General features: G+C 65.8%; 29 protein-coding genes. 6 read left to right on the top strand and 23 right to left on the bottom strand.

The features are described 5' to 3' along the window. The first annotated feature begins 29 nt into the window (after positions 1-29). Positions 30-692, top strand: coding sequence for a hypothetical protein (locus tag MQP27_RS43255; RefSeq protein WP_242775910.1), 663 nt, complete (start codon positions 30-32; stop codon positions 690-692). 25 nt (positions 693-717) lie between these two features. On the opposite strand, the gene MQP27_RS43250 is transcribed toward MQP27_RS43255, so the two are convergent. The 10 genes from MQP27_RS43250 to MQP27_RS43205 all read right to left on the bottom strand — a co-directional run bounded on the left by MQP27_RS43250 (position 718) and on the right by MQP27_RS43205 (position 8,356). Further along, positions 718-1,002, bottom strand: coding sequence for a hypothetical protein (locus MQP27_RS43250; protein ID WP_242775907.1), 285 nt, complete (start codon positions 1,000-1,002; stop codon positions 718-720). A gap of 26 nt (positions 1,003-1,028) precedes the next feature. Continuing rightward, positions 1,029-2,159 carry a hypothetical protein gene (locus MQP27_RS43245; protein ID WP_242775904.1) on the bottom strand — a complete coding sequence of 377 codons (1,131 nt, stop codon included), beginning with the start codon at positions 2,157-2,159 and terminating at the stop codon, positions 1,029-1,031. A 44-nt stretch (positions 2,160-2,203) separates the two neighbouring features. Then, positions 2,204-2,617: a hypothetical protein gene (locus MQP27_RS43240; protein ID WP_242775902.1), complete on the bottom strand. Its 414-nt coding sequence runs from the start codon at positions 2,615-2,617 to the stop codon at positions 2,204-2,206. Between the two features lie 113 nt (positions 2,618-2,730). Next, positions 2,731-3,183, bottom strand: a complete 453-nt coding sequence (locus MQP27_RS43235) for a type VII secretion target (protein ID WP_242775899.1) — start codon at positions 3,181-3,183, stop codon at positions 2,731-2,733. Positions 3,184-3,235: 52 nt separating this feature from the next. After that, positions 3,236-3,790 (bottom strand): hypothetical protein, encoded by a 555-nt coding sequence (locus MQP27_RS43230; RefSeq protein ID WP_242775897.1) that lies wholly within the window; start codon positions 3,788-3,790, stop codon positions 3,236-3,238. A 62-nt stretch (positions 3,791-3,852) separates the two neighbouring features. Beyond that, positions 3,853-4,323 carry a hypothetical protein gene (locus MQP27_RS43225; RefSeq protein WP_242775894.1) on the bottom strand — a complete coding sequence of 157 codons (471 nt, stop codon included), beginning with the start codon at positions 4,321-4,323 and terminating at the stop codon, positions 3,853-3,855. Positions 4,324-4,370: 47 nt separating this feature from the next. Then, positions 4,371-6,026, bottom strand: a complete 1,656-nt coding sequence (locus tag MQP27_RS43220; protein WP_242775891.1) for an alpha/beta hydrolase — start codon at positions 6,024-6,026, stop codon at positions 4,371-4,373. A gap of 174 nt (positions 6,027-6,200) precedes the next feature. After that, the gene (locus MQP27_RS43215; RefSeq protein ID WP_242775888.1) at positions 6,201-6,590 is read right to left on the bottom strand and encodes a hypothetical protein; all 390 of its coding nucleotides are present in this window, start codon (positions 6,588-6,590) and stop codon (positions 6,201-6,203) included. A gap of 181 nt (positions 6,591-6,771) precedes the next feature. Next, positions 6,772-7,932 (bottom strand): WXG100-like domain-containing protein, encoded by a 1,161-nt coding sequence (locus MQP27_RS43210; RefSeq protein WP_242775885.1) that lies wholly within the window; start codon positions 7,930-7,932, stop codon positions 6,772-6,774. A 97-nt stretch (positions 7,933-8,029) separates the two neighbouring features. Continuing rightward, positions 8,030-8,356, bottom strand: coding sequence for a hypothetical protein (locus MQP27_RS43205; RefSeq protein WP_242775883.1), 327 nt, complete (start codon positions 8,354-8,356; stop codon positions 8,030-8,032). 130 nt (positions 8,357-8,486) lie between these two features. On the opposite strand from MQP27_RS43205, the gene MQP27_RS43200 reads away from it, so the two are divergent. The 5 genes from MQP27_RS43200 to MQP27_RS43180 all read left to right on the top strand — a co-directional run bounded on the left by MQP27_RS43200 (position 8,487) and on the right by MQP27_RS43180 (position 11,711). Next, positions 8,487-9,065, top strand: a complete 579-nt coding sequence (locus MQP27_RS43200; RefSeq protein WP_242775880.1) for a hypothetical protein — start codon at positions 8,487-8,489, stop codon at positions 9,063-9,065. A 49-nt stretch (positions 9,066-9,114) separates the two neighbouring features. Next, a complete protein-coding gene (locus tag MQP27_RS43195; RefSeq protein WP_242775992.1) occupies positions 9,115-9,726 on the top strand; it encodes a hypothetical protein in 612 nt (203 codons plus the stop codon). Between the two features lie 141 nt (positions 9,727-9,867). Continuing rightward, the gene (locus MQP27_RS43190) at positions 9,868-10,326 is read left to right on the top strand and encodes a hypothetical protein (RefSeq protein ID WP_242775877.1); all 459 of its coding nucleotides are present in this window, start codon (positions 9,868-9,870) and stop codon (positions 10,324-10,326) included. Between the two features lie 18 nt (positions 10,327-10,344). Further along, the gene (locus MQP27_RS43185; RefSeq protein WP_242775874.1) at positions 10,345-11,463 is read left to right on the top strand and encodes a hypothetical protein; all 1,119 of its coding nucleotides are present in this window, start codon (positions 10,345-10,347) and stop codon (positions 11,461-11,463) included. Next, complete coding sequence (locus tag MQP27_RS43180) at positions 11,460-11,711, top strand: hypothetical protein (protein ID WP_242775872.1); 252 nt, start codon at positions 11,460-11,462, stop codon at positions 11,709-11,711. Before MQP27_RS43185 ends, MQP27_RS43180 begins: the two co-directional genes overlap by 4 nt. Before the next feature lie 335 nt (positions 11,712-12,046). Here the strand turns inward: MQP27_RS43180 and MQP27_RS43175 are convergent, their stop codons facing one another. The 13 genes from MQP27_RS43175 to eccB form a co-directional block, all read right to left on the bottom strand. Then, a complete protein-coding gene (locus tag MQP27_RS43175) occupies positions 12,047-12,748 on the bottom strand; it encodes a hypothetical protein (RefSeq protein WP_242775869.1) in 702 nt (233 codons plus the stop codon). Between the two features lie 259 nt (positions 12,749-13,007). Continuing rightward, on the bottom strand, positions 13,008-13,559 hold the full coding sequence (locus MQP27_RS43170; RefSeq protein ID WP_242775866.1) for a hypothetical protein: 552 nt from the start codon (positions 13,557-13,559) through the stop codon (positions 13,008-13,010). Beyond that, positions 13,556-14,182 (bottom strand): hypothetical protein, encoded by a 627-nt coding sequence (locus MQP27_RS43165; RefSeq protein WP_242775864.1) that lies wholly within the window; start codon positions 14,180-14,182, stop codon positions 13,556-13,558. Before MQP27_RS43165 ends, MQP27_RS43170 begins: the two co-directional genes overlap by 4 nt. 87 nt (positions 14,183-14,269) lie before the next feature. Beyond that, positions 14,270-15,646, bottom strand: a complete 1,377-nt coding sequence (locus MQP27_RS43160) for a hypothetical protein (protein ID WP_242775862.1) — start codon at positions 15,644-15,646, stop codon at positions 14,270-14,272. Between the two features lie 41 nt (positions 15,647-15,687). Continuing rightward, the gene (locus MQP27_RS43155) at positions 15,688-16,812 is read right to left on the bottom strand and encodes a WXG100 family type VII secretion target (protein WP_242775859.1); all 1,125 of its coding nucleotides are present in this window, start codon (positions 16,810-16,812) and stop codon (positions 15,688-15,690) included. Beyond that, the gene (locus MQP27_RS43150) at positions 16,809-17,204 is read right to left on the bottom strand and encodes a hypothetical protein (RefSeq protein ID WP_242775857.1); all 396 of its coding nucleotides are present in this window, start codon (positions 17,202-17,204) and stop codon (positions 16,809-16,811) included. The genes MQP27_RS43155 and MQP27_RS43150 overlap by 4 nt, the downstream gene beginning before the upstream one ends. A 533-nt stretch (positions 17,205-17,737) precedes the next feature. After that, on the bottom strand, positions 17,738-19,069 hold the full coding sequence (locus MQP27_RS43145; RefSeq protein WP_242775855.1) for a S8 family serine peptidase: 1,332 nt from the start codon (positions 19,067-19,069) through the stop codon (positions 17,738-17,740). Between the two features lie 86 nt (positions 19,070-19,155). After that, the gene (locus MQP27_RS43140) at positions 19,156-20,682 is read right to left on the bottom strand and encodes a WXG100 family type VII secretion target (RefSeq protein ID WP_242775854.1); all 1,527 of its coding nucleotides are present in this window, start codon (positions 20,680-20,682) and stop codon (positions 19,156-19,158) included. 41 nt (positions 20,683-20,723) lie between these two features. Beyond that, a complete protein-coding gene (locus MQP27_RS43135) occupies positions 20,724-21,059 on the bottom strand; it encodes a hypothetical protein (RefSeq protein WP_242775852.1) in 336 nt (111 codons plus the stop codon). 55 nt (positions 21,060-21,114) lie between these two features. Next, a complete protein-coding gene (mycP, locus tag MQP27_RS43130; RefSeq protein WP_242775850.1) occupies positions 21,115-22,419 on the bottom strand; it encodes a type VII secretion-associated serine protease mycosin in 1,305 nt (434 codons plus the stop codon). 182 nt (positions 22,420-22,601) lie between these two features. Continuing rightward, entirely contained in the window at positions 22,602-22,892 is a 291-nt protein-coding gene (locus MQP27_RS43125) for a WXG100 family type VII secretion target (RefSeq protein WP_242775848.1), read from the bottom strand. 81 nt (positions 22,893-22,973) lie between these two features. Then, positions 22,974-23,285 (bottom strand): WXG100 family type VII secretion target, encoded by a 312-nt coding sequence (locus tag MQP27_RS43120; protein WP_242775847.1) that lies wholly within the window; start codon positions 23,283-23,285, stop codon positions 22,974-22,976. A 264-nt stretch (positions 23,286-23,549) separates the two neighbouring features. Further along, on the bottom strand, positions 23,550-25,130 hold the full coding sequence (gene eccB, locus MQP27_RS43115; RefSeq protein WP_242775846.1) for a type VII secretion protein EccB: 1,581 nt from the start codon (positions 25,128-25,130) through the stop codon (positions 23,550-23,552). Positions 25,131-25,225: the final 95 nt, after the last annotated feature.

The following is a 25,225-nucleotide window of genomic DNA, read 5'->3' as shown; positions in this document are numbered from 1 at the left end:
CGCCCCGCACCGGACCAGGGATCCTCCGTATGTCATCCTCCAGCGAACTCACCCCCTCCCCCACCGCCGTCGTCGTGCCCACCGGCCGCCGAGCCTCCACGCGGATGCTCCCCCTCGGCATCGTGCTCACGGCGATCGCCGCACTGGTCCTCGTCGGCGGCATCGCGGTGACCGCCGGGCTCGGAAGCGGCGACCCGAGCCTCAAAGGAATCGGCGGAATCGTCATGGGGCTGTTCATCGGCTTCATCGGCGTGACCAGCCTGATCGCCACCTGGTCAGCCCGGCACTCCAGCGTGAGCGTCGACCACACCGGCCTGTGGGTCAGCGACGGCAAGACGCAGAACGTCATCCCCTGGCAGGGCCTCGCCGGAGTCGGTCTGCACTGGAGCGAGGTGGGCAGGGGCCGCGGCCGGGTAAAGGTGTACTCCGTCGAGCTGTGCCCCAACTACCCCATCCAGCGCGACGATCCGGTCCTGTGGCCCCTGGTCCGCGACGAGGAGCCCCTGCACCCCGGGCTCCCGCGACTGCGCTACCGCCTTCCCGTCCCGGCGAGTTCACACGAGCACGTCGTCGCGGCGATCCGGAAGCAGGCGCCTCACCTGTGGTTCGGCGAGTCGCAACGGGAGCCCGGCTACATGGGCGCACCTGACCGGAAGGGCCACCGGGAACGAACGGGCGGCTCCTCCAACTGACCGTCGCACCAAGCCGATCGGAGGGTTACGACGCCTCGATCGACGCCAGTACGAAGGCGAGCGGCAGCGTGGCGACCGCCAGCGCCAGGCCCGTCGCCGCCAGCCCGGCGCGGATCTCGCGCATGCCGCGGATGCCCAGGTAGGCGGCGATCGGCGGCAGGACGCAGCACAGGAGGAGGCTGAAGTGCCAGCCCTCCTCCATGATGAAGAAGACCATCGCCGCCAGGCAGACCGGCACCGACGCGACGGTGGCGACGCGGCTGCGGGAGAGGAACAGGTCGAGGGTTCCCGACCCGCCGGGGAAACTCATGATCGAAGCTCCTTGTGCCGGCCGTCTCACACCGCGGCGTGGTCGTAGCCGCTGCCCACCTGGGGAAATCCGTCCGCCGCGGAGAAACCGTTGATCGCCGTGGACATCACCACGCCGAGCGCGCTCAGTGCGGAGGCGAACGTGTCGAACGCCTTCGACGCCTCGGCCCACATCTCCATCAGCCGGATCGCCTCCGCCGCGGCCAGCGCGAACATGGCCGCGGAGGCGACCTGACCGCCGACGGGGATCGCGTTGACGGCCTCGGCCGCGAGCAGGTTGACCAGCCAGATCACCAGCAGATCGCAGAACATCACCAGGAAGGACTTGAGGAACTCGGCGAACTGGAAGGCCAGTTGGGCCGCCTGCGCGTAACAGCTCTGCAGGGACTTGAAGGTCTCCTTGATCTCGCCGAGCTTCTTCTCGAACTCGTCGAAGTAGACGGTCGCGGCATCGGCCGCGTTGCCGTCCCAGCTGAGACCGACGTTCTGGTTGCCCTTGCGGATGTTGGCGGCCACCGCGTCACAGAAGGACGCCAGGTTGCCCCATACGTCCGAGCAGTCGTTGTACGAATTCCAGTCGCCGAAGACCCAGTTGGTCACGACGGCGAACGGGTCGAAGTCGAAGAGCAGCTTGGACGCCTCCACCGCCATCGCGGAGGGGCTGCCCAGGTCGAGGGCGCTGCCGAGCGTCTTCTGCACCGGGCTCATCTTGTACTCGTCGGCGTGCCCGGAGGCGTACTTCACGAGCGGGTTGCTGCTGTCGCCGCCCGGCGCCTTCAGCGTGTCCACGGCGTCACTGGCGTCGGAGAAGTCCTGAGGATCGCCCCCGGAAGGGCCGGCCGGCACCTTGGAGCCGGGATACGTGGCGTCGAGCTTGGCGGCCTCGCCGCGGTCGGTCTCGCGGTAGTACTTGGCCGTGCCGGTCAGCTCCTTCGCGGACGACTCCAGTACGCCCTTGACCTTCTCGAGCGCCTTCTTGGCCTCGCTCACGTAGTGGTCGTGGTCGCCCGCGACGAGGTCCCAGGCGTCGCCGCCCGCCGTCTTCTCGATCCGCGCGTTGGTGCCGGTGTACGTCACGGCCTGCGCACTGCCGTCCGCGGCCCGCCCGACCAGCTTCGAGAAGCCGTCGATCGCGCCGGGCTCCACCCGAAAGTCCACATCTCCCCCATCAGCCGCTCAGTGCAAGGAACCGGTCCGGTCGGTCAGTACAGGGACCAGCCGCTGCCGTCGTGGCGCGACTTCGTGCCCGGCCGGTTCTCGGACTCCGTGCGCCGTTCCTCGTCGAGCCGCCGCCGCTCGTCCTCGATCTGCCGCTCGCCCTCCGCAGCGAGCGCCTCCCGCTCGCCGTCGGACAGGGCGGCCCACCTCTCGGCGAGCGGCGCCGCCCGTTCGACGGCCTGCTCGGCGTACGCCGACACATCGGCCGCCTCGCGCAGACCCATACGCCCGGAGAGGACCTCCTGGGCCATCTCCTTGAGCGCGTCACCGCCCAGCCCCGAGGCCAGATGCTCCAGGGACCGCCGCAGGATCTTCGCCTGCACGGGGTCCTGCTGGGTCATCTCCAGGAACTCGGAGTCGTCCACGCGCTTGCCGGAGCTGTCGGGTGCGCTGTCCAAGGGGTACCTCGTCGGAGGGTCGAAGGGTCGGCGGGTCTCGACCGGCGTGAACCTACCAACGCATCCGCAAATGCTTCAACACGTGTCCTGTGCAGATACGGCGGTCACCCCGATCAGCCGAAGTCGTTCGTGCCGGGTGTGGGGCGGGTACTGACGGTTTCCTCGTAGGTCGGCATGTTCGTGCCGTACGAGGCGCGCGGGTCGAGCGGGGCCGGGCGCAGCACCGCGGGCATTTCGCCGGGCGTGGCCTGTGTCGACGTATCGCTGCCCGTTTTCTCGAAGTCCTGGGAGACACGTTCGTCGTTCCACTCGTGGCCGTCCGCGGAGGATCTGAGATTGTCGCCGCCGGCCTGGACGCGGTCGTGCAGGCCGTCGAGCGCGGGCTTCCAACTGCTGGAGATCTCGGCGAGAGCGGACCCCATCGACCAGCCGGCGAGCGAGCCACCGGCCGCCCCGGCCTCCTTCACGGCCTTGTCGGCGGGACCCTTCATCGCGCGGGCGATCCCGTTACAGGCTCCGGCGGACGCACGCAGTTCGGCCGGGTCGACATCGGTCCCCTGGGACACGTCGGGTTCCTCTCGATTGCTCGTGTTTCGATTACTCGTGTGCGGGGGGCGGTCAGAACTTCTGCTGCTTGTCGCCGGGCGGAAGCAGGCAGGGAGTGCGTACGGCGAAGGAGAAACGCTGCGGCTTCGACTTGCCGGAACCGACCGTCTCCGCCTCGACGCTGTAGTCGTTCTTCTTGTCGCGGGCACGGAAGACCGCGGACGCGTAGGCGCTCTTGAACTCGCGGTACGACGTCACCTCGTAGCCCTCGCCGGGCAGTTCGCTGCGGAGCTTGCGCACCATGCGGGTGTGCTCCGTGGCGGGGGCCGGGGAGTAGACGTAGTAGAAGAGGCTGTACCGGCCGTCCTCGGCGACCTCGTCGTTCTCCCCGACGCACTCCTCCCAGTTCACCCTGACCGTGTCGGGGAGCAGTTCAGCACCGGTGAGTTCGGCCATGTGGGCGGTGGAGTCCTTGGCCCACTTCAAGGCGTCGTCCTTCGCCATACGGGGCAGCGGGGCGTTGCGGCCGTCGTCCTGGGACGTGCAGCCGACCGCCAGGAGCAGAGCGGCGCCGACCGCAATCGCCGTACGGCCGAATGCCGTTGAGCCGCGAGCCAGTGAGTTCATCGGCGTCGACCTCGGTGTTCCTCTCAAGGATTCAGAACTGCTGATTCAGAACTGCTGTTGATTCAGAACTGCTGTTGGTCGACGCCGGGCGGGAGCATGCACGGCGTCCGTACGGCGAAGGAGAAACGCTGGGGCTTGGTTCTGCCGGAACCGACCGTCTCCGCCTCCACCCTGTACTCGTTCGTCGTGTTGCGGGCGCGGAACACCGCCGAGGCGTAGGCGCTCTGGAATTCCCGATAACCCGTCACTTCATAGCCGTGTTCGGGGAGTTCGGCGCGCAGCTCGCGGACGATGCGGGTGTGCTCGGTGGCGGGGGCGGGCGAGTACACGTAGTAGAAGAGGCTGTAGCGGCCGTCGTCGGCCACCTCGCCGTTCGCCCCGACGCACGCTTCGAAGTGCGCCCGGGCCGTGTCGGGGAGCAGTTCGGCACCGGCGAGCCCGGCCACGTACGCGATGTAGTCCTCGGCCCATTTCGTCGCGGCGTCCTTTGCCATGCCGGGCAGCGGGGCGTTGGGATCGTCGTTTCGGGACATACGGCCTCCAGGGGAAAGCACACGGCTGAGCAGGTGGCGGAACGGGGTCACAGACCGGGGACGACTTCGCCCTCCGGCGGCAGGGTCCTCTTCGGCACCTCCGTGGGCTGTCTGCCCGCGATGACCGCTCCCTGGTTGGCGAGGGAATCGCTGCCCTTGTCCCAGTAGCCGCTGTGCCCATGGGTGTCGACCTCGAAGTTGTTGCCCCCGAACTCCTGCCACATCGGGTCGGGTCCGAGGGTGAGGCCGGAGGCGTGCTTGATGACGGCGTCGTCGTCGGCCCCGCCGATCCACACGTGCTCCGGATCCATCTGGAGATCGCTCGCGTTGTCCACCGTCATTCCGGGGCTGCCGACCACCACGACGTCGTCCGCGCCCAGCCCGGAACCGCCCGACGCGGCGGCGCCGACGACCGTGGAGCCGTAACTGTGCCCGAGGACGGTGGTGTGGCTCGGTGAGCCGTCGTGCGCGGCGTGCGTGCCCGCCACGAACTGACGCAGGTCGGGGGCCGCGTCCTCGGCGCGGCCGGTACCGCCGACGCTGTCGAAGTCGGTCGAGGACGCCTCCGGGGCGTCGTAGCCGAGCCAGGTGATCATGGCGACGCTCTCGCCGTCGGCCTGCTTGTCGGCGGCGTTGTGCAGTCTGTCGATGCGTTCGAGCTGGCCGGGCACGCTCTCCATGTCCGTGTTGGTGCCCGGTACGAGGATCCCGGTGTGCGCGGCCGTGTCCGGGTTTCCCTGGGCGATGATGGCCCGGCCGTCGTCCTTGGAGTCGTAGCCGAGGAGGTACAGCTCCTTGCCCTTGGGCGCGCCGTCCGCCTTTTCGAGCTGCTCGTTGAGCACCAGGAGGTTGCTCTGACGGTTGTTGACGGTCTCGTCGGTCTCGCCCGGGAACCCCTCGTCCCAGTTGCCCTCCTGGATCAGGTTGAGCTCCTGGGCGAGGGCCGTGCGATTGGCGTCGTCGCGTACGTCCGTCGGCAGGCCGTCGGTGGCGCCGATCTCCTTCGGGTAGAGCGTGGTGTAGGTCTGCCTTTCCTCGGGACTGAGCGCCTTCCACCACTCGGCGGCGGCCTTCGGGTCGTCCTCGGGGATCTGCGGGCCCTGAACGCCGATGGCCTTCATCGCGTCCTTGACGTCCTGCGCCGACTCGGCCGCCGCGTCATGGCTCAACGGGTCCGTGAGGATGTCGCCGTCCAGACCGGCCAGGGCCTTCGCGCCGTCGTCGCTCGCCTTGTGCGCGTCGGCCAGAGCCTTGTCGATGGCCGCGCGGTGCTCGCCGAGCAGGCCACTGCGGTCGGCGATGATCTGCCTGGCGTCGGGGTCCTGCCGGGGCAGGTCGTCGGTCGTCGGGTCAGTGACCCAGCCGTCCCCGTCGACCTCGAAGTGGTCCTCCTCGGCCCGCCGCACCGCGTTGCGCAGGTCCGTCTGGGCCGCCTCCATCCAGAACTTCGTGGTGTCCAGGACCTCGGCGACGGCCATGGCCTCGGTCTCGACCACGCCGATCCGCGACTCGACGTCCTCCAGGTAGAAGAGGGCCGCGTCGGCGTCGTCGCCCTTCCAGGAGGCGTGCAGCGGGCCGGTGACCTGCCGTCGGTGGCGGTCGGTGAGGGAGTCCATCGTCGTCGACAGCTCGCGCCAGGCCTTGGCCGCGGCTTCGAGATCGGAGAAGTCCTGCTTCATCAGCCGGGAGAAGTCAGAGGCCATGCCGGCTCCCGTACGCCCGGCCCGACGGCCCTTCAGGGCATGGCAAGTCCACCCAAGTGGCCATAAGGCAACCCCCGTTGCTGCTGCTCACTCATGAGTTCGAGGCGCTCACCCTAACCGACATGTTCCTGCCATGACCAAGTCCACGTCAGGGCGGGCGCCGTCACCCACGGCTCAGCGCCGGGCGTGCCGATCGCCCCGGCCGGACCCGTGCACCGGCGCGTCCCTCTCGGCGCGCGCACGGTCCAGCTCCGCCTGCTCGCGCCGCTCCCAGTCCCCGAACTGGGCCTTGGACCGCTGCTGTTCGGCGTACGACTGCTCCTCGGCCGCCCGTCGCATCTCGTGCAGCCGCTGGAACACGGCCTCGGTGTACCGCGGGTCCTGAACGGCGTCCTTGATGTCGACGCGCCCGCTCAGCACCGAACGCGCCATGTCGCGCAGGTCGGGGTCGAGGGAGTCCGCGCCGGCGATGGTCCGCAGGGAGCGGCGCAGCCGCAGGGCCTGTTCGGGGTCCTGGGCGATGCCCAGGAGTTCCTCGTCCTGGATCTCGCGGTCCGCGGTCATGGGTGGGGAGGGTCCTTTCGGGGGCTTGTTGTTGGCGGTGGGGGCGGGGTGGGGGTGGTGGCTTGCGGCTGGGTGGTGGCGGGGGTTCAGTGCGGTGCGGCTCAGTGTCGGTGGGGGTGAAGTGCTGCGGCTCGGCACCGACGGACGGTGCGGGGCAGCAGCTTCCGAGGCCGCCGCCGTATCAGCCGAATTCGCTACGGGCCCAGTCCTGCGCGCTCCCCGAGGAGTGCGAGGATCCCGAACTTGCCGTGGCCGCCGCCCTGTTGGACGACTGGCTGCCGGCGCCCGAGGAGCCCGAGGCACCGGAGCTCGATGCGGCAGCCGCGTCCGCACGCCCACCGGACGCACCCCCGTCGGCCACCTCGGCGCCGCTGCCACCGTGCCCCGACAACGCGTCGACCCCGTGCTGGACGCGGCCCCCGACCGCCCCGGTCACCTTCTCCGTCGCCGCGTCCACGGCACCGTCCACGTGACCGCCGACGTCCGTGTAGCCGGCGATGGTCGATCCCTCGCCGCCGGTTACCTCGTTCTTGAGGCCGGCCACGTACTCGCCGGCCGCGGTCCTGGCGACGTCCGCCGTCTCACCGAGGTCGATGCCGGAGCGGGCGTCGAAGTAGGTCTCGACGCTCTGTTGCCCGATGTTCTGCGCCATGCCGACGGCGGCTTCCTTGGCCTTGTCCTTGGCCGCGTCGACGACCTTCTCCTGGACGAACTGCTTGGCCTCTTCCTTGATCTTGTCCTTGGCGAACTGCTTGACCTTCTCCTTGGTGATCTTCTCCAGCTGCTCCTTGGCGATCTTCTTCAGGGCGTCCATGGTGGCGTGCTCCATGGCCTTGGTGATCGCCTCCATGACCTCCTTCCGAAGCTTCGCCAGGAGCTCGCGGACGATCACCCGGGTCGCCTGGGTCGCGCCGAGCGCGCCGACCTCGGAGAGACCGAAGGTGAAGGGGGCGGAGGCCTGGGCGGCGATGATCTCGATGGCCAGGGCGATGAGTTGGGCGATGACGGCGAGCTTCGCCGTGAGGACCGCGATCGCGGCGCCGTCGAAGGCGAGGGCGATCACCTCGCAGGCGGTCTTCGCGTCGGGGAGGTAACTGTCCTCGCCGTTCGTGCCGGTGTACGCGCCCCAGGCCTTGCCGAAGCCGTCGACGGCCTGGCCGGCGTTGTGAGCCACGACGGCACCGGCGAAGCGTGCGCCGTTCGTCTCGATCTCTTCGAGTGTCCTGCCGAAACTCCGCCAGGTCTCGGCGACTTCGTGCAGTGCTTCTTCGTCGGCCTCGGGCCAGCTGTAGCCGAGGAGATCGAGCACCCAGACGAGTTCACTGGGCAGTGTGAGCGACATGCCAATAGCCCCAATAGCGCGGATTCAAGCCGGAGTCGGCCGGGAGTCAGAGTCGGCCGGGAGTCGGAGTCGACTGGGATTCAGAGTCGACTGGGATTCAGAGCTGACCGGAGAGGCCGTTCATCAGGCCCATGTTCGACGCGTCCGAGGCGTCGTAGTTGCCTGCCATGTCCTGAAGGCCGTAACCGATCTGCTGAAGCCTTTTCGCGAGACTGTCCATCGATGTGAAGATTCCGTCGCGAATCGGCGTGTACACCTGACCGAAGACCTCTCCGAAGTCGGCGTCCGCCCAGGGCTCTCCCAGCCCTTCGAGGGTGTCCTGAAGTCCCTTGGAGGCTTTGGCGAAATCACCCCCGAGATCGACGAAGTTCTGCCCCTGCTTACGGAGCACCGTCGTGTCGACGTCAAAGGTGCCGAACTCCATTGCTCTCCCCCGAGACCCTTTGCTGCAGTTCATATTGGACGACAGACGGATACCTTAGACTCCTCGCGCACAGCCCAGCGAACCCGTCAGTCAAGAGATCGTCAAGTTTCCCGGGGGATGGCCAACAGTGGTGACGACACAGGCACGTTACGGCAGTACAGGGCGCCTGTGGGTGGGCAGGCTGGTCGGCGCGGGACTCCTCCTGGCAGCCGCGGTGGTCGCCGCCGTGACCGTTCCCGAACTGCGCAGCGAACTCGCCGGCGAGGGCACCGACGGGACTCTCACCGTTTCTTCATGCGAAGCGCACACGAAGACCCACTACGGCACGCACAGACGTACCACGGAACTCAAGTTCAGCTGCACCGGGACGTGGACAGCGGAAAAGGGCGGAGCCACGTACGAGGACGTGACCGTGGATACGTCCTCGCGTTTCGAATCCGGTTCGAAAATCCCGGTGATACGGGTGGACGACACCTTCGAACAACCTCAGGACCGCGACCCGGGAAACGACGCGGCGATCCTGGCGTTCTGCCTCTCCTTGGCGGCACTCGGCGTCTTCTGTCTCCTCACCGGCTTCGGTGCCCGCGGCGGCCCGGCCTTGTCGACTTCCTGGCAGAACCTGCCGGCCCGGAACATCACCGGCCCGCTCCTGGGCGGCGTCTTCGCGGTGGGCGCGCTGGCGGCACTGGTCTGCGCGCTGGCCTTGTGAACCGAACCGACGACCGATTCAGAAATCCGGAGAATTCCGAGGCTTATCGATGACACAAGTACAGGGGAACTCCGCGCCCGACGCCGCGACCCAGGAAGGCCAACCGGGCCTCGGCCGCCTCATCGGCGCGGGCCTGATCCTGGCCGGCCTGGTCCTGCTGGCCCTCGGAGCGTTCCTGGGCCCGTACCGCTATGCGACGTCGACACCGGGCAAGCTGACGGTGGAGACGTGCACGGTCGCCTACAAGTACCGCTCGTCCTCGTCGAGCAGCTCACGCAAGAAGACCAGGACCCGTTGGTGCTACGGCACGTTCACCGCGACGGACGGCAGCACGAAGGACCTGAACGCCGAGCTGAAGAGCGACGCGTTGTACACGCGGGGCCATGTCCTGGAGGCCCGCAAGTCCTCTGACGCGTCGTACCAGTTGGACCAGGGCTGGACCCACGCGATCGCCCTCGGCACCGCTTGGTGCTTCGGCGCGCTGCTGCCGCTGGGGGCGGGGCTGTTCTTCGTCGCCACGGGGTTCGCGTTTGGCGGGCCGGCGGATGTGCGGCGGGCGGGGGAGGCGGCTGGCCGGGGGTTGCAGCGGACGATCTATGTGATGGGGGTGACGGGGGTGATCGGGCTGGTGATCAGCTTGTTGGTGGTGTTCTTCACGTGAGGTTCGCGTAACCGGTAGGGCCACGACACGCGGACCAGCGAGATGTCGGTGGCATGCCAATCCGCTACTGGCCTAGGCTGAGCAAGAACGTTCCTTCCGTACGGGGTGAGGGCCGGGAGACCGGTTCTGGAGGAGTCGGAAATGAGTCAACCGGTCGATCCGCGGCTGTCGTATGCCCAGGTCTCGGCACCAGCCACGACCGCCGCGCCGCAGCCCGAGCCATCTCCCTCGCCGGGCCCGACACCCACGCCTCCGCCGCCCGCGCCACCGGTGTGGGGCGGTGACCCTGACGTCGGCGTCAGCTCGTCCTTCCTGCGGGACAGGGCCGATGTCTGCGACAGCACGTCGGAGATCATCCGCAAGACCAGGGGCGCGGCCGAGGACGCCGACGGCGATCTCGCGAAGGCGGCGGCCGGTTGGTCCTTCGTCGGCAGCATCGATGACATGCAGCGCCGCTGGGAGGCCCTGCTCAAGGTCGTCACGGACCGCCTGGACGAGGCCGCGCAGAACTTCCGCGACAGTGCGGACGCGTACGACCGCAACGAGGTCGCGACCGCCTCGCAGTTCGCCGACCGGCACGCCCCGAACCCGTTCCGCTGAGCCGGAGGCAACAGCATCGTGGTCACCTTCCAGCAGCTCATGGAGCTCGACGTCAACGCGCTGGAGACGTTCGCCGACGACTGGAACGCCATACACCGCAAGATCAAGGACGCCCGTACGGAGTTCCACGACGGAGTGGTCCGAAAGCTGCACCAGGACCACTGGCAGGGCAAGGCCGGTGAGCGGGCGCAGGAGTTCTGCGACCGCGTCCAGATGGACATCGACGCCCTGGACAAAGAGGTCCGGGCGCTGCGGGACTACATCGACACGGAGGCCGACGGCACCAAGGGCACCGGCGGGACTAAGAATCTGCGGGAACGCCAGCTCAAGGCCCAGGAGATCCAGCGGCAGGCACTGGAACAGGGCATGACGATCAGCGCGGACGGTCAGGTCGAGATGTGCGTCGTCGACGATCCCGACGATCCGGACGTGCACAAGAACTACGAAGAGCACGAGCGCATCGCCGAAGCCCTGCAGAAGCGGCTGCGAAAGGTGCTCGACGAAGCGACCGATGACGACGAGTGGCTGGCCAAGCGACTGAAGATCGCCTTCGGCACGGTCCACAACTTCGAGAGCGAGGACCGCAGGTTCAACATCGCGGAACCGGACGCCAAGGACCGCGAGACCCGCAACAAGCTCAACAACGTCGGCGCGGTCTTCGCCAGTCCGTACTATGACTATCCCAACGCCGCCGGGCTGATCCAGCACTACCTGGACGCCAGCGGCACGGATGTAGAGGTCGATCCGCAGGTGCTGATGGACCAGGTGCCGGCCTTCCAGAAGGACGTGGACGGGACCCTGCGCAACGACGTCCACGGCCGCCCGGACGGCCCCTTCACCACCACGTGGCAGAGCACCGCGCCCGACCCCAAGGACGGCCACAGCAGTGCGGATTGGTACTACGCGCTCAACCATTTCCAGTACCGGCTGACGGGTTACGTCCACAACGGCGAGGTGACCTACCGGGTCGAGGTCCAGAAGCGCTACGACTGGGGCATCCCCAGCGAGCACCGAAGCGACGTCGGCGGAGGCGGGCAGGAAATGGAGCAGGCCGACATCGCCCACCTCAACACCGTGGGCCTGGCCCAGGACTTCAATGTCCGCGGCACCTCCGAGGAGATCACGTCGTGCGCATGAAGGGCCAGCACTCTCCCAGCAGCGGGGCGCGACGGGCCGGGGACCGGACGACGGAGCAGGAGACCGGCCAGCGCCGGGTGTTGAGGCCGGTACTCCGGATCGCGCTTGCGTTGGCAGGACTTGCCGCCATCGCACTCACCTTCGTCCTTGTGCGAGACCTCATCGGCTTCGATCATGCCGTCCGCAACCCCGAGGACGGTTTCTCCGACTGGCAGTGCGCGAGCCAGTCGGGCACGTGCGATCCCTGACCGGCTGCCCCCCCGGGTGTGCCGGTCGACCGAAGCGTCAACACGCTGCGCACGTCGCACATGGGCCGCGATCCCATGCCGGTTCAGTACTGAGCCGCAGGTCCGCCAAGACTGGGCAAGGAATGCCCAGATTGCGAACTCCCGGCCGAATACAAGAAGTTGCGAATCGCCGCGTGAAATGGACAGTCAGATGCCTGTCCGGAGAACGCGAGGCCTTTCACCGTCCCCGTGGGCATATTGAGCTGGGCTGTCATGCTGGCGGAACCGACTCCCTGACGACCTCGTCACTGCCTAACGGACCCCCGCCAAGGCCACGTTCGCGTCGGCTCCGAGGATCAGGACCGTGGTGGTGGGACGATGCCCTGACTCAACGCCTCCAGAGCCCGGGCATCCTTCTCTGACAGTTCGAGCGCAACCAAGGAGCCGTCGGCGAAGTGGATGTCCACCCGGCCCGAGAGCCAATTGTGCCGCGTGGCAACACCTCGGAGCTGTCCCGGCGGGATCTCGCCCAGACACCGGGCCTCCCTTCTGCTCACCTGCATTCTTGGCGGCAGCTTGCCGAACAGGGGCTTCTCGTTCCGCATGGAAACCGCGCACATCAGCACGATCCTGCGGTCGGTGAAGACCATCAGCGCCCGTTCGTTGTCGTAGCGGCTGCTTGAGGGGTCGGGCCCGGTGCGCACAGCGATCACGAACTGTCCGGCCACGCTCTGCCATCCGCCCTTGAGACCGGCTCCCCGCACAATGCGTCGGATCCTGCGGATGATGCCGAAGTCGAAGAACTCGAAGGCTTCCGCAACCGAGACGACGCCTTCGAAGGCGCGCCCCACCACGCCCCGCGCACCCCTCCACTCCTTGCCGGCCCGCAGCTTGCGGGGCAGGGAGCGGCGGATCACACTGCTCAACCTCACCTCGACGATCCCGAACAGACTCTCGTGCGGCTGCAGCCACGGCGCGATCAACGGCACATGGGAGCCGCCGCCGAACAGAGGCGGCTCGAAGATGGGCTGTGGTGGGCCGTACTGGCCGACGCTCATCCGAAGTCCTCCTGGATCCGTGTCTTCGGCACAGGGTACGGAGCCGGACGCGAGCGCCCGGGCGGTGCGGAAGGAGCAGACACGCTGCGCACCGCGACATGGGCATGGGTAAATCCGCCTACGAGGCCCCATAAGGCATGGCGAATTCCTGCCGAGCTCCGAACCTGTCCCCCATCAGGCGGCCTCTACGAGCCCTCGATGATATGACTGGCGTCCGCAGGTGATGACGCCCCCCCGCTGTCGCAGAGCACATCCGCATCTACGGGGTCGGCTCTGCGGCCATGGCAATCCAACTCAGGATGCCCACGGAGATCGCGACTACGACGGCATAGCCGATCCGATCGGCCACCTTCTGACGTCGCGAAGGCTCCCGGCGGTGGTCTTCCCGACGCCGGGACTGCCCGCGTGGCTTGACCGCTTGATACCCAAGGCCCGCCAGAACCGCCATACAGATCCCGACCTGCCAGAGCTCACCGACGACACCCCAGAACCCGACCCGCTGAATGGTCTCGGGCTCGATTCCCTGTCGCGCGTCGAACTCAGTGCCGTCCGGGTAATCGTGCCCTGTGTCCTTGAGCTTCACCGAGACGGCATCGCTGTCGGTACCGCCGTCCGGCGTGAACTCCCCGTAACAGTCGTAGTCGGAGTCCTTACGGGTGTTGCTCGTGTCTACGCAGCTGTCCACCTTGTACGTCCCAGGGGTGCCGTAGAGACCTGCGGCCAGGGCAAGGTCGCCAGTCGCGGTAACGAACCAGAAGCCGACAACAAGAGCGAGGATGCCGCCACACACCCTGCCCAAGACACGCATCATCCGTGCACCATGATCAGCGGCTCCTTCTCCAACAGCTTGGAAATACCGGCCTGTTCAGCACGGGCCTTGCGCTGCGGGTCGGCCTGGTCACGCTCCTGCTCGTACTTCTCCCAATCCGCAGGCTGCACGAAAAGCATGTCATTGCTCCCTGGTACGACCATGACGCCGCCGAAGGCCAGGTCACCGGCGAACCATGCACCAGCGTCCTCAGCCCCCTTCGGCCAGCTGCGCACCGTCGAGGCATTGATCGCCCGCAGATACGGCGCACCGTGCTGGCCTCGAACCGACAGGCGGACGGTGTGCACATCGCCGAGGTACTTCCACTCGGTGCCCTTCTTGGACACCCGGGTGCGGTACTCCAGGGGGTAGGTGCGCAGCACCTTCTCGCACACCTTGAGGCGCGACCCGTGACGCAACCGGAGGACCAGGTATATCAACACGAGCAGAGCCGCTGGAGCACACAAGGCGGGCAAGGCAGCGTCCCAGCCAACTGAACGCATCGCGATCGGCACTGCGAAAAGAGTCATGGCAAGCACAAGACGCATAGCGATGTGCCGATACAAGAGCGTGCGGTTGTGGTTAAGCACCTGCGTAATATCGGGAACACTCGGCGGATTATCCATAAACGGGCTCCGTCCCCATCCGAAGTCGCTATTCATGACCAACCCAGCACGGCCCGCCCCCGGTGCACCGATCTGAGCAACATCGCTCTATTGAGAGTCCAGCTTGACCGAATCGGACGCAAGACTCACATGTGGGTTGGCCGCCGCAATCAGGCACAACAGACCGACGACGGCTACCACCCAGCGCCACATGTTATCGAGATCGAGCACCAGCAGGGCAGCGCATACAGTAGCCACGACGCAGAGACTCGAAAGCAAGGGCGACATGGACAGCAACCAATTGGATCGGGGATCCAAGACTCTCAGCGGCGGGCTCCCTTCCACCGAGGGAATGGCCTTTTCAAAAGAGGTGCCGGCTCCCTTGAACGCCGCAGCCTTGGTGACATTAAGCATTCCGTGAATCACCCAACCACTATCGAAGACGAGCGCCGCCGGCGTCCTTTCCGCAGAGAAACGCCCGCCCTGTGACCCTCGACGCGCATCCCAACACAACCAGACTTCATGACCCAGCACGTCCTCTGGCAACCCGTGATCCGCTACGTCCGCGAGAAAGGGAATACGCCCAACATCGGTGTGGATCTCAAGGTACTTTCCATTACGCGGCTCACCTTCCCCTCCAGCGCCCTCATGGTGGTACTGCCCTATTCTCACGTAGCGACCGCGGACAGCCCTGTCCCCATCGCCCATTCGAGAGAAACCACGAAATCCATGTTTCCGCGAGACAACATTGAGCACACTCAAAGCACCTAGCACCCACAAAACGATGCAACCCCACCGAAGGTACGCGGGCATCGTTTCCCCACGGAGTTCCGGACCAAGTTTGCGCTCATCTCCTGCAATGGCACCCAACCGCGGTTGAGTGGGCGCATAGAGGACTTCCACTTGATCACCCGCGTATAGGCGATCATAAGTTTCCGTTTTGACGGTCGCATATACGAACTCACCCGCTGCTGCATCCGGAAGTTGAACGACTACCGTTGCCACATAGGGGTCCTTGCCACTACGCGACAGTTGGCGCACATCGCTCACTTTTTCCACCCGGACCGAAGAGAATTCAGCGCCGGCATCATGGAGGCGCTGTACCAACGCTGATCGCTGAGGCGTTCCTGCCGCCAGGGCGACTACACCAATTATCGCCGTGCACAGGCTCAGACCCCAAAAAAGGGTACGCTGTTGCTGACACCGGCGGGAAGGCAAAGTACTCGGCAACTCGGGGGATTCACCACCCCTTTGCCGATCCCCCTGAATCAGCTTGGAGGTTTCTTCCCTGGCGACCTCACTGAATGGTCGCCAACCTCCGGCACGACGCTGGCACACAACGAGCACTACCACGCAGACGATGGCGAAGCCCAAAGCGGCCAGGATCGCTTGCCTGCGCGACTCGGGATCCCTACTGAACAGCCATAGAGCCGGAACCGACGTTACCACCAGGAAACCCAGGGTTGCACACAGTGTCTCGACCACTCGAATCTTAATGACACCAACCGGCTGTTTCCTCATAAGCATTAGCCGAAATCCTCGCGAATCCGGTCCGTCGCCGACTGGTGGTTCCCCGTCACGCCTCTGCCAGCAGCCTTCTGGGCCTCTCCCGCATTCTTGTCCACGCCCTCGAAACCATCTTTGGCGGTGTTCGCAGAAACTCCCCCCGCTACTGGGGTCGAGGCACCGAAACCAGCGTCGATTCCGGCCTGTTGGTGCTCCGGTCGATCCGCACTGTAGACGAAATCATTGTCGTTCTTCAGACCTCGGGCCATGTCATCGAAGCCCCTGTCGACGACCCTCGCCCCACCACCGATCCCGCCAGAAGCGGCTCCAGTGATACCGGTGACGAGACCTTGCCTGATGTCGAAGTCCTCGCCTTTACGCACGGAGTCCAGATAGTCTCCCGACATCCCTCCAGCTGCGCCACCAGCCATCCCACTGATGATGTCTCCACCGCCGAGCGCGGTCGCGGCCTTACCCGCTACGGTCCCGACCGTAGCGCCCGTCAGACCTCCAACCATGTTCGTCTCAAGTTCCCACCCCTTGCCACTGAGTTGGCTCGTGGCCATTCCACCTGCGGTGCCGCCGACCCAGTTCAGCATGCCGTCGGCCAGGAGCTTTCCGGCCTTTCCGGAGTTATATAGCCAACGAAAAGACTCCGCGATGATCCTCAGCAGTTTCCCTAGTCGTCCTGCAGCATCGATGGCCCTTGTGACCAACATGGTCACCCGTGCCGTACCGGCCGCCGCCGAGACGCCCAGCGTGAGAAATGACATCCCCACCGATACTCCGACGGAAATCCCGATCTCGATGTAGATGTCGTGAATCTCTTCGTTTACCTCACGAATACTCTTCGCGGCATCGTCAAGGCCCTTGGCGGCTTTGTCGAAGTCATCCGTGGCATCAAGGACCGCAGCCGAAAACACCTCCCAGTGTTTTTCGAAAGCATCAGCCGCCTCACCGCGCCATGTGTGTCCGACGGTCCTCTTGACTTCTTTGTCGAGATCCCTGACGAGGCTTTCAACGTCCGATTGGAGCTTCCGCCATGCCTTCGCTGCGTCTTCTAGCACATCCGGACGTCCGCCGGGATTGATCACTTCGATACCGAGCTCAATGATCTCCTCGGCTACCGATTCATTTCCACTCACTGTCCGGCACCGTCATTCTTCCCGAAGAGAACGGCTACGTCATCGTCTGTCACTTCAGTATTGCGGTTCACCTTCCGCAAGGCGTCCGCGATCCTGTCCAAATGTTCATGGACGACCTTCATCGCAGCAGCAACATCCGTGGAGTATCCGATGTAGGCGGAAGTCACCTCTTCAGATTCCGTCAGTACACCAAATCCATCAGTGATGGCTTCTTCACCGGTCTTCTCGGAGAACTCCTTCAGGTACGCCCTCAGGTCGTAGGCCTGCATTTCAAATTTGCGAGCCAGCTTGCGCCCCGAGTCAGGATCATAGAATGACGTTCCGCCGTCGGACATCACCGTCTCCAGTACTATTTTTACGTCTGAACCATTAAAGGGGTGAAGCTGAACCATGAAAGGGGTGAAGGATTTCCCTCAACAGGTAATCCACTCGCAGCAGGATCGTAGCGCGGTAGACATTGAGGGAGAGCGCGCCTACTACTAGCCCTGGTACGGGGGTTGCTGAGTATAGGGGTTGGGCCACTCCTGCGGATTCCCCGGAGGAGTGAAGTTTCCCTGGCCTGGGGCTGACGGAGGGTACGGCGGTTGAGTGAATGGATACGCAGACTGTGATGACGGATAGCTTGGCCCAGTGGTACGGCCAGCGCTCCGTCGGCTGCGGGTCAGCACGACGGTAATGACAGTGACGGCCACGATTCCGAAGCCGATTACTCCGATGACAAGAGCGATGGCGCCCATTGCGGAAGACACCTTTCTCGTTCTAGAACTGGTTCGCTGCCCTGCGATTCGCCGACGCAACACAACACTGCCGCACGCTCGCGGATGAACGAGCTCGGCGAGGCGTCACCGGCCTGAGGGGGCATGGCAACGGAACGGCCGCACCCACAGCGGATGCGGCCGGACTACTCCTGTTGCCCGGAATGGGATTATTGGGCGTAGGGGTTGTGGTGCTGCGGGGGCTGGCCCGGAGGTGTGGGGTAGCCGCCCGGGTTGGGAGGTGTGTTGGGGTACTGCTGGTAGCTCGTGGGGGGTTGGGGCGGGTAACCGGCGCCATGGGAGGGGGTTCCGCCGCCGGGGCCGGGGCCACCATTTCCGCTGCCGTTGCGACGGCTGCGGATCACTGCGAAGACGATGCCGATAACGATCACGGCGGCTGCGATGCCGACGATGAGGAGAGTGCTGCCGGAGGAAGAGTCGCTCTTCTCCTTGGCCGCGCTCGTGCTTTCGTTGTCCCCGGAAGCGGTACCCGAATTCGTGGACGTTGACGGGGACGCCTGGGCGAGGGGGCCCTCCTTGGGGCCCTTGGGGATGTCCATCGTCAGCGCTGTGCCTGGGCGGGCGATGCCGTAGCCGAGTTCCTTGTCGGGGGCCTTCTTGTCCTTGTAGTTGACGAAGGACGCCGACTTGACCAGGCGGTTGATGATCTGGCCTGCAGTCAGATCGGGGTACTTGGATCGAAGGAGGGCGACAATGGCCGAGATGTAGGCTGTGGAACCAGAGGTTCCATCGGCCACAACGTAGCCACTGCTGCTAGTCGGGTCAGCCTGCGGGGTTCGCACACCAGGTGCTGCGACGGTTACGTTCCCAGTGTTTGATTTAGACCAGAAGTTAAGATCCTGGTCCACAGCAGACACAGCGACAACCCCCGGTAGGGCGGCCGGGTAATTCACAGTCCCCGCGTCGTTGCCCGTGCCCGAAACAACCACAGCGCCCTTTTCTTGCGCATAAGCGATCGCTTCGGCAGCCTTTGATCCAGGGTAGGCGGAAGAGTCATTGAACGATAGATTAATTACCGAGGCACCCTGGTCCACTGCGTAGCGAACTCCAGCGCCCCAATCGTCAATGTACTTATCGCTCTTGCCTGAACTTACACGCACTGGAAGGATCTTTGCCTTGGGGGCAAGGCCTTTTACACCCGCCGAACCATCCGCCCCATGTCCATGGCCAGCGATAAGACTGGCCATACCCGTGCCGTGCCCGTTGTCATCCTGATGAGGACTGCCCTGCCCGGTGAAGTCCTTACCTGGCAAAACCTGTCCGGTCAGGTCTGGAAGACTGGCGTCCACACCTGAGTCAACTACAGCAACAGTAACCCCTGCACCTTGAGAGGTCTTCCAGACCTTCGCGGCATCATAAGCCGTCAGAGGCCACTGGGCGTCTCGGACTTGATCCGCTGCCGCAATTGGCGCTGAGGTGAGGAGCACGGCTCCCGTCAAAGCCACGACTCCTGTCGTGGACAAGACTTGCTTGAAACCCAATTCCTCGCTCCTCACTCAGCTATGGCTGGCCACACCAACCCTATACGTGGGCGAACCACAACCTTCCGTCCGGCCCACTTGTACGTTTACTCGATGGTTCGCGGCACGTTCCGGTTGCGGTCCTCTTCCGAGACCCAGGTCTCTTCGTCCTCGACCAGGTAGTCGGGACGGTCGCCCTGGTTCTTCTCCTTCTCAGACCGTCGGCCCTTGCCACCCGCGCCGGCTGCACCTGCCTGCGTTCCACCTCGGCTGCCGTGCAAGCCCGCACCGCCACCAGCACCCTTGCCGACCCCCTTGGCCGCGCCGACCACGCCACCACGGGCCCTCGCGAGGGCTCCACGACCACCGGCGCTGGCGCCGCCGCGGCCAGCTGCACCGAGTCCACCGCCCATGCCGCCCATACCAGCTCTGCCTCCGGCACCACGGCCTGCCGCCGCTCCACCGGTAAGCCCGCCGCGCCCGCCCATGGCTCCAATGCCGCCAGCGGCACCGCCGGCAAGACCGGCAGTTCCGCCAGCAGCTCCGATGCCGGGGCTTTGCGCTCCACCAGTACCGAACCCACCACCAACACCTGCGCCGGCTCCGCCAACGCCCGTACCAGCACCGCTCCCAGGCAAGGGAGAAATGCTGTCCACGTTCGTCCCGGTTGTTGGGAGACTCGTCTTGGTCGTCGGCAGCTGGGAGCCTCCTGTGATTCCCGGGTCCCGGGGCACCGTGGGCGTCGGCTTAATGTTTGCCGTCGGCCCTGCACTCCACGGCTTGGCGGTATAGCTCCCACTCCCTGGACTTGAACTACCGGAAGACGGCATGGAAATGGGTGTGGGCATCGGTGTTTGCGGATTCGGAGGCGAGAAGATGTCCTTCTGATCGTCAATTCCGCCGGGCGGCTTGGCGTAGACCTTGTAATTGACCCCAAGTTGCTCCATGATTGCCACCCCCTTCAGCTGCTCTTCCTTGCCCTTCGACAACGAGTCCGCATTCGCCTGGCGGGCGGCATCGGTACTCACGCCCTTGTTGATGTCGGCCAGCAGTTGCTCATCGCTACGATTGTCGTCCGTGAGCTTGTCCCAAGCCCTGTCCCAACCGGAAGGCTCGTTGACGTCGCGCATCTTGGCCATTGAGTTGCGCAGGTCATTCTGAACGGCGTGCATGATTTCGCCGTAGTGGTTGGCCCACGCGGCTCCGGTCCGAATGTTTCCCATAATCTCGTTGGCCTTCTTGCGGAACGCCTCGGCCGCGTCGCCCTCCCAATGTTCGAGGACATTCTCCACAGCGCTCTGCATCATGCCCGCGACACTGTCCTTCGCGGAGACCGAGTCCACACCGCCGGTCTTGCCATCGCCGTCGCCACCGGACAGGATGTTATGGACCGACTTCCAGTGCTGGCTGACCTCGTAGATACGGTTGGGATCCGCGTCGAGGATCATGGATCGCAGCTCGGGGATACCCATCTTCATGAAGGGCGTGTCGAGCTTGCTGCGATCCGGCCCACCCATACCCCCGTTTGGGAGCGACTCTAGCTTTTCGTCGTGCTTGTCCTTGATCCGCTGCTTTTCTGCCTGCTGCTGAGCCTCGATCTGCTCTGCAGTCGGCGTGTAACCGTAGCCGTACATTCTTGAACATCCCCTCCGTCAGTGACCGGTCGCCGAACCGCTTAGTTGATCGAACCCTTGGAAGTAGTACTCACACCCTGCGAGTTCGCCTGCTCCTGGTTGCTGTACTTGTCTCTGACCTTCGAGGTGCTTGAGCCGAAGTCGTCGATCAGCCCGTGCAGGGCCTTGATGATGTTCTCGATCCTGGTCTTCTGCTTTTGGTGAGCGTCGTGAAGTTCATTGGACTCCAAGAACTTCGCGCTGCCGAACGCCGTACTCGGGATGTCCGTCTCGTACTTGGCCTTCGTGTTGGCCTTGTCCATGTCCGAGAGAAGGCCGTTGAGCTTCCGGATAACCTCATCCAGCGCGCTCAGATCAACCCGCATTCCGTTGCTCATACCCCGTTGTCCTCTCCCCTGTAACTCAAGTTGTCAGCAGCACTCAATGGCCGCGTCATCGCCCGGCCCGTCCAACCCGTCGCCCACGCCAGTCCCGCACAGCCACCCCGCTCCCCGCAACCACCAACACCAGCGCCAACCCGGTCCCCAGGACGTAGATGGCCGTCCGTCGCTGCCGTTCCGCCTCGCTCTCGCCCATGGTCACTGCCATGGGCACGGCCCCGCCGGCCCCGGCCTTCACCACCGGGTCCGGGGTCGGGGAAGACGCCGGGGTCGAGTCGTCGGACAGTGCTGCCACCGGGTCCACCACGCCCCAGCCGATGAAGCGGTTGGGGCCGCGGCCCGTCCGTTGTGCCGTCTCCTCGATCCGGGTGGCGATCTGGGCCGCCTTCCACGTGGGGTGCTTCTCCTTCAGCAGGGCTGCGACCCCCGCCACGTACGGTGCCGCGAAGCTCGTGCCGTCGGCCGTGCACTGGCCGCCCTTCGGGACCGTCGACACCATGTCCACGCCCGGGGCCGCCACGTCCACGAAATCGCCGGACTGCGAGAAGTACGCGCGTTCGTCGTTGCGGTCGGACGCCGCCACCGCCAGCACGCCCGGATACGACGCCGGGTACGTGTCCGCCGACTTGCCGTCCGCCCCGTCATTGCCGGCCGCCGCCACGATCAAGGCGCCCGCGTTCACGGCATCGGACACGGCGCTCTCCAGCGTCGCGTCCGGCTTCTTGTTCGCCGTGTCCGAGGAGATGTTGATGATGCGAGCGCCGGCCGCAACCGCCGCCCGGATCGCCTGGGACATCGTTCCCGAGTTGCCCTGCTTCTCCTCGCCGCCCGTGTAGCGGTACGAGATGATCTTGGCGTCCGGCGCGATGCCCTCGAAGCCCGTGCCCTTGATCGGGCGGGCCGCGATGATGCCCGCCACCCGGGTGCCGTGGCCCTCCAGGTCCTGGGTGCCGGAGCCGCCGACGTACGACTTGCTGCCCGTCGCCATCGCACCGCTCAGCTGGGGGTTGGAGGCGTCGACGCCCGTGTCGATCACCGCCACCGTGACGCCCTTGCCCGTCGCCTGAGCCCAGAGCTGGTCCAGGAGGATGCGCTGGAGCGACCACGGCGTCGACTTGATGACGTCGCCGCCGAAGACGCACTCCGTGCTCGCGGCGAGACCGAAGTCCGCGCCCTTGCCCGCGCCCCCGGAGCTGCCCGTGTCCGCCAGTGCGGGCTGGGCCGGCAGTGCCGTCACCACGCTGATCCCGGCCGCCGCCAGCACGCCGAACACCCGCTGCAACGGGCGGGTTGCCGTGTTCTTGCCGGCGCGGCTACGCGAACGGGCGCTGTGGCCCTTCACGTTCAGGCCCCTCATGTCCAGGCCCCCAGGGCTTCCTCGACGTACCAATGACGGACGTACCGATAACGAATGTGAAGATTTGCCGGAATTGCTGTGTACGACCCCGAAGCAGAGGTCGGCCCAGCGGTCGCGTTGGCGTCCGCTGGGCCGATTCTCTTCATCTCAGGTCCCTTAGGTCCCTCGGGTCGCCGGCGGGCTCAGCCCCAGGTCGCGGCGTTGCTCTTCTCGGTGGACTGGTAGTTCTCGGCCGCGTTCTGCAGGGCGGTCGAGATCTTCAGCAGGGTCGAGTGCAGGTCCTGCGCGGTCTGGTCCCATTCGCGCTGCTTGCGCTGGTAACCCTCCTGCGCCTCACCCTCCCAGGTGGCGGCGACGCGCTTGACCGAGGCCTCGAGGTCCTCGAGCTGCTGCTTGATACGGCCGGCGGTGCTGCGCACGTCCGTGGAGGCGTTGGTGATGGTCGCGTAATTGACGAGGATCGACATCGTCATTCCCTTTCAGGAAGTGATCAGGAAGTGATCAGGAAGACATCAAGCTGGGAAGCGTGTGGCGAGTTCGGTGATCCGGCTCTGTCAGCCGAAGTCCGACATGATCTTGCTGATCTCGGAGTTCTGCTGCTCTTCCGACGCGGAGTAGTTGCTCCGCGTGGAGTCCACGGCTTCCTTGATGTCGTTGAGGATGTCGCTCATCTTCTTCGCGTCCGCGTTCCAGCGCTCCTGCAGCTGGTGGTACGACGTGGCCGCCTGGCCCTTCCAGCCACCCGCGATCTGCTCGATCACTCCGTTGAGACGGCGGATCTCGCCCTGCAGCTGCCCGTTGACCGTGTTGATGTCATTGGAGAGCTTGGTGAGTTCGTCCTCTGTTACCCGGAACTGGCCGGCCATGTTGACCTTCCCCCATGTCGTCGTTCGTGTTGATGGATCCGGGAAACCGAAACCCTGCCTGGTGCCCGGAAGACTTCGCACCGTTGAGCGCTGCAAACACTCTATCGTCAGCCTGTCACTCATCCACAGACAGGACCAATCAGTTACACGGCTCACACACTTGAGCGATCGACTTGTGACCCACAGGCCGTCTTACCCTCAAGTGCCCCTGCTGACCCGTCCGTTGACGGGTCAACGGCTTCACCGACTCACCGATTCACCGACTCACTGGCTCTGTTCCTGCGCCGCGCTGCCGGTGTCCAGAGTCGGGCCCTTCGGGATGAATGTCGCCCATGTCTGCGGCACCACCGCGGGGTTGGAGACGTCCTCGTACCCCAGTCGCGTACGCGCCTTGTCCGTCTCGCTCGCGTCACCCGACGAGGACGAGGACGACGAGGACGACGTGTCCGTGCCGCTCGCCGCCGCCTCGCTGTCGTTGTTCGCCGGCAGCGCGTACCGCAGGCCCGTGTCGGTCAGCAGGTACGTCGCACCGCCGCCCACCGCCGTGCCGGAGACCTCGCGGAAGAGCAGGCCGGAGCCCGAAGAGACGTACGCGCTCAGCGAGTTGGAGACGGCCCGCTTCGGGAACGCCGTGCCCGCCCAGGCGGCTAGCTCCGGCTTCTTGTCCGCGCCGATCGTGCCGTCGTACACGCTGCAGGAAGTGGTACGGGCCTCGCCCGTGCCGGTCGCGGCGGCGGGGTTCGCCTGTCGCGGTACCTGCTGGGGCCAGCCCTTGTCGCCGTAGAAGGACTCCGCGGCACCGCCGTTCGCGGCCGAGATCGTCTGGGACGGGACCTCGACGGCGGAGGTGCCGACCGCGTCCGGCGACGCCATGAGGAGGGCGGCGACGAACGGGGTGATCGCGGCGACCTTGTCCTTGAGCACGACGAAGTAGCCCTCGCCCTGGGCGTCCTGGGACTTGACCACCTGGCCGACCTTGCCCGCCTCGGCGGGCAGTCCCTGGACCGAGGTCGCGGCACCGGCGTCCGGGACCGTCGGGAAGGTGATGACCCCGTCGTAGTTGAGGGTCTTCAGCCACTCCTGGCTCACCGGCTGCGCCTCGGCCCGGCCGCCGATGACCGCGGACTTCAGCTGCTGCATGGTCGTGTCGTCGAGCGGCGTGGTGCCGCCCAGCAGGAAGGCGTTGCCCTTGCCGTCGACCAGGTACTCCCGCCCGGTCTTCTTGTCGACGACGTACAGGGCCTCGCGGGAGTCCACCTTGCCCGGGCCGGCCAGCGTCTTGGCGTCGTCGGCGTCGAGGACGAAGACGGCGCGGGAGATGGCGTCGTCCGAGCCCTCGGCCGGGCGCTCGCACACCGCCCAGGTCTTCGTCTTCTGCGCGTCGTCCGCGGAGGGCAGCCGGTCGGGCGCGTACGGGATGCCGAGGGTCGCGCCGTGCGCGATGCCGCTCTTGTCGATCTCCTTGCCGGAGACCTCCAGCACGCTGCCCTTGCCCTTGTCCAACAGGAGCTTGGCCGAGGCGTAGTTGAGGACGGGGTGCAGCGTCGGGACCTTCTTGCCGCTCGACGTCTTGTCGTTGAGGACGACGTAGCGCGTCGTGGAGTCGCTGTCGACGATGATGTACTCGCCGGGCTTGTCCCAGCCCGCGGGCGCCGTCGGCTTGATCACGCCCCAGGCGATGAAGCCGACGACCAGGACCACGCCGAGCGCCAGACTCGGCGTCACCGTGCGCATGGGCCGCGGCGCGCCCTCCTCCGAACCGCCCGGCGACGGTGCCAGGAAGGCCGCGACGGTGCGCTTGCGAGCGAAGTTGTAGGCGGCGAGCTCGTCCTGACGCTTGGCCATGGTCCCCGTTTCTCCCGTTTTGTCCTGCACAGCGGGCCTCTCCGGCCCCGCAGGCCCCTACTATGCCCTGCGCCACGGGAGGCCGGTCCACCAGG

Origin of the sequence: Streptomyces cylindrosporus (genome assembly GCF_022698165.1) — a bacterium.
Lineage (GTDB): Bacteria > Actinomycetota > Actinomycetes > Streptomycetales > Streptomycetaceae > Streptomyces > Streptomyces cylindrosporus.
The sequence above is the reverse complement of the archived record's forward strand: the minus strand, read 5'-3'. Positions and strand labels throughout refer to the sequence as shown.

Bases quoted from the DNA above. Each gene is read 5' to 3' on its own strand.
- MQP27_RS43165 (WP_242775864.1), bottom strand. From the start codon at position 14,182: ATGGATAATCCGCCGAGTGTTCCCGATATTACGCAGGTGCTTAACCAC.
- MQP27_RS43225 (WP_242775894.1), bottom strand. From the start codon at position 4,323: ATGTCCCGAAACGACGATCCCAACGCCCCGCTGCCCGGCATGGCAAAG.
- mycP (WP_242775850.1), bottom strand. From the start codon at position 22,419: ATGAGGGGCCTGAACGTGAAGGGCCACAGCGCCCGTTCGCGTAGCCGC.
- MQP27_RS43220 (WP_242775891.1), bottom strand. From the start codon at position 6,026: ATGGCCTCTGACTTCTCCCGGCTGATGAAGCAGGACTTCTCCGATCTC.
- MQP27_RS43125 (WP_242775848.1), bottom strand. From the start codon at position 22,892: ATGACGATGTCGATCCTCGTCAATTACGCGACCATCACCAACGCCTCC.
- MQP27_RS43215 (WP_242775888.1), bottom strand. From the start codon at position 6,590: ATGACCGCGGACCGCGAGATCCAGGACGAGGAACTCCTGGGCATCGCC.
- eccB (WP_242775846.1), bottom strand. From the start codon at position 25,130: ATGGCCAAGCGTCAGGACGAGCTCGCCGCCTACAACTTCGCTCGCAAG.
- MQP27_RS43255 (WP_242775910.1), top strand. From the start codon at position 30: ATGTCATCCTCCAGCGAACTCACCCCCTCCCCCACCGCCGTCGTCGTG.
- MQP27_RS43175 (WP_242775869.1), bottom strand. From the start codon at position 12,748: ATGAGCGTCGGCCAGTACGGCCCACCACAGCCCATCTTCGAGCCGCCT.
- MQP27_RS43180 (WP_242775872.1), top strand. From the start codon at position 11,460: ATGAAGGGCCAGCACTCTCCCAGCAGCGGGGCGCGACGGGCCGGGGAC.
- MQP27_RS43150 (WP_242775857.1), bottom strand. From the start codon at position 17,204: ATGGTTCAGCTTCACCCCTTTAATGGTTCAGACGTAAAAATAGTACTG.
- MQP27_RS43140 (WP_242775854.1), bottom strand. From the start codon at position 20,682: ATGTACGGCTACGGTTACACGCCGACTGCAGAGCAGATCGAGGCTCAG.
- MQP27_RS43210 (WP_242775885.1), bottom strand. From the start codon at position 7,932: ATGTCGCTCACACTGCCCAGTGAACTCGTCTGGGTGCTCGATCTCCTC.
- MQP27_RS43195 (WP_242775992.1), top strand. From the start codon at position 9,115: ATGACACAAGTACAGGGGAACTCCGCGCCCGACGCCGCGACCCAGGAA.
- MQP27_RS43120 (WP_242775847.1), bottom strand. From the start codon at position 23,285: ATGGCCGGCCAGTTCCGGGTAACAGAGGACGAACTCACCAAGCTCTCC.
- MQP27_RS43170 (WP_242775866.1), bottom strand. From the start codon at position 13,559: ATGATGCGTGTCTTGGGCAGGGTGTGTGGCGGCATCCTCGCTCTTGTT.
- MQP27_RS43135 (WP_242775852.1), bottom strand. From the start codon at position 21,059: ATGAGCAACGGAATGCGGGTTGATCTGAGCGCGCTGGATGAGGTTATC.
- MQP27_RS43205 (WP_242775883.1), bottom strand. From the start codon at position 8,356: ATGGAGTTCGGCACCTTTGACGTCGACACGACGGTGCTCCGTAAGCAG.
- MQP27_RS43250 (WP_242775907.1), bottom strand. From the start codon at position 1,002: ATGAGTTTCCCCGGCGGGTCGGGAACCCTCGACCTGTTCCTCTCCCGC.
- MQP27_RS43230 (WP_242775897.1), bottom strand. From the start codon at position 3,790: ATGAACTCACTGGCTCGCGGCTCAACGGCATTCGGCCGTACGGCGATT.
- MQP27_RS43190 (WP_242775877.1), top strand. From the start codon at position 9,868: ATGAGTCAACCGGTCGATCCGCGGCTGTCGTATGCCCAGGTCTCGGCA.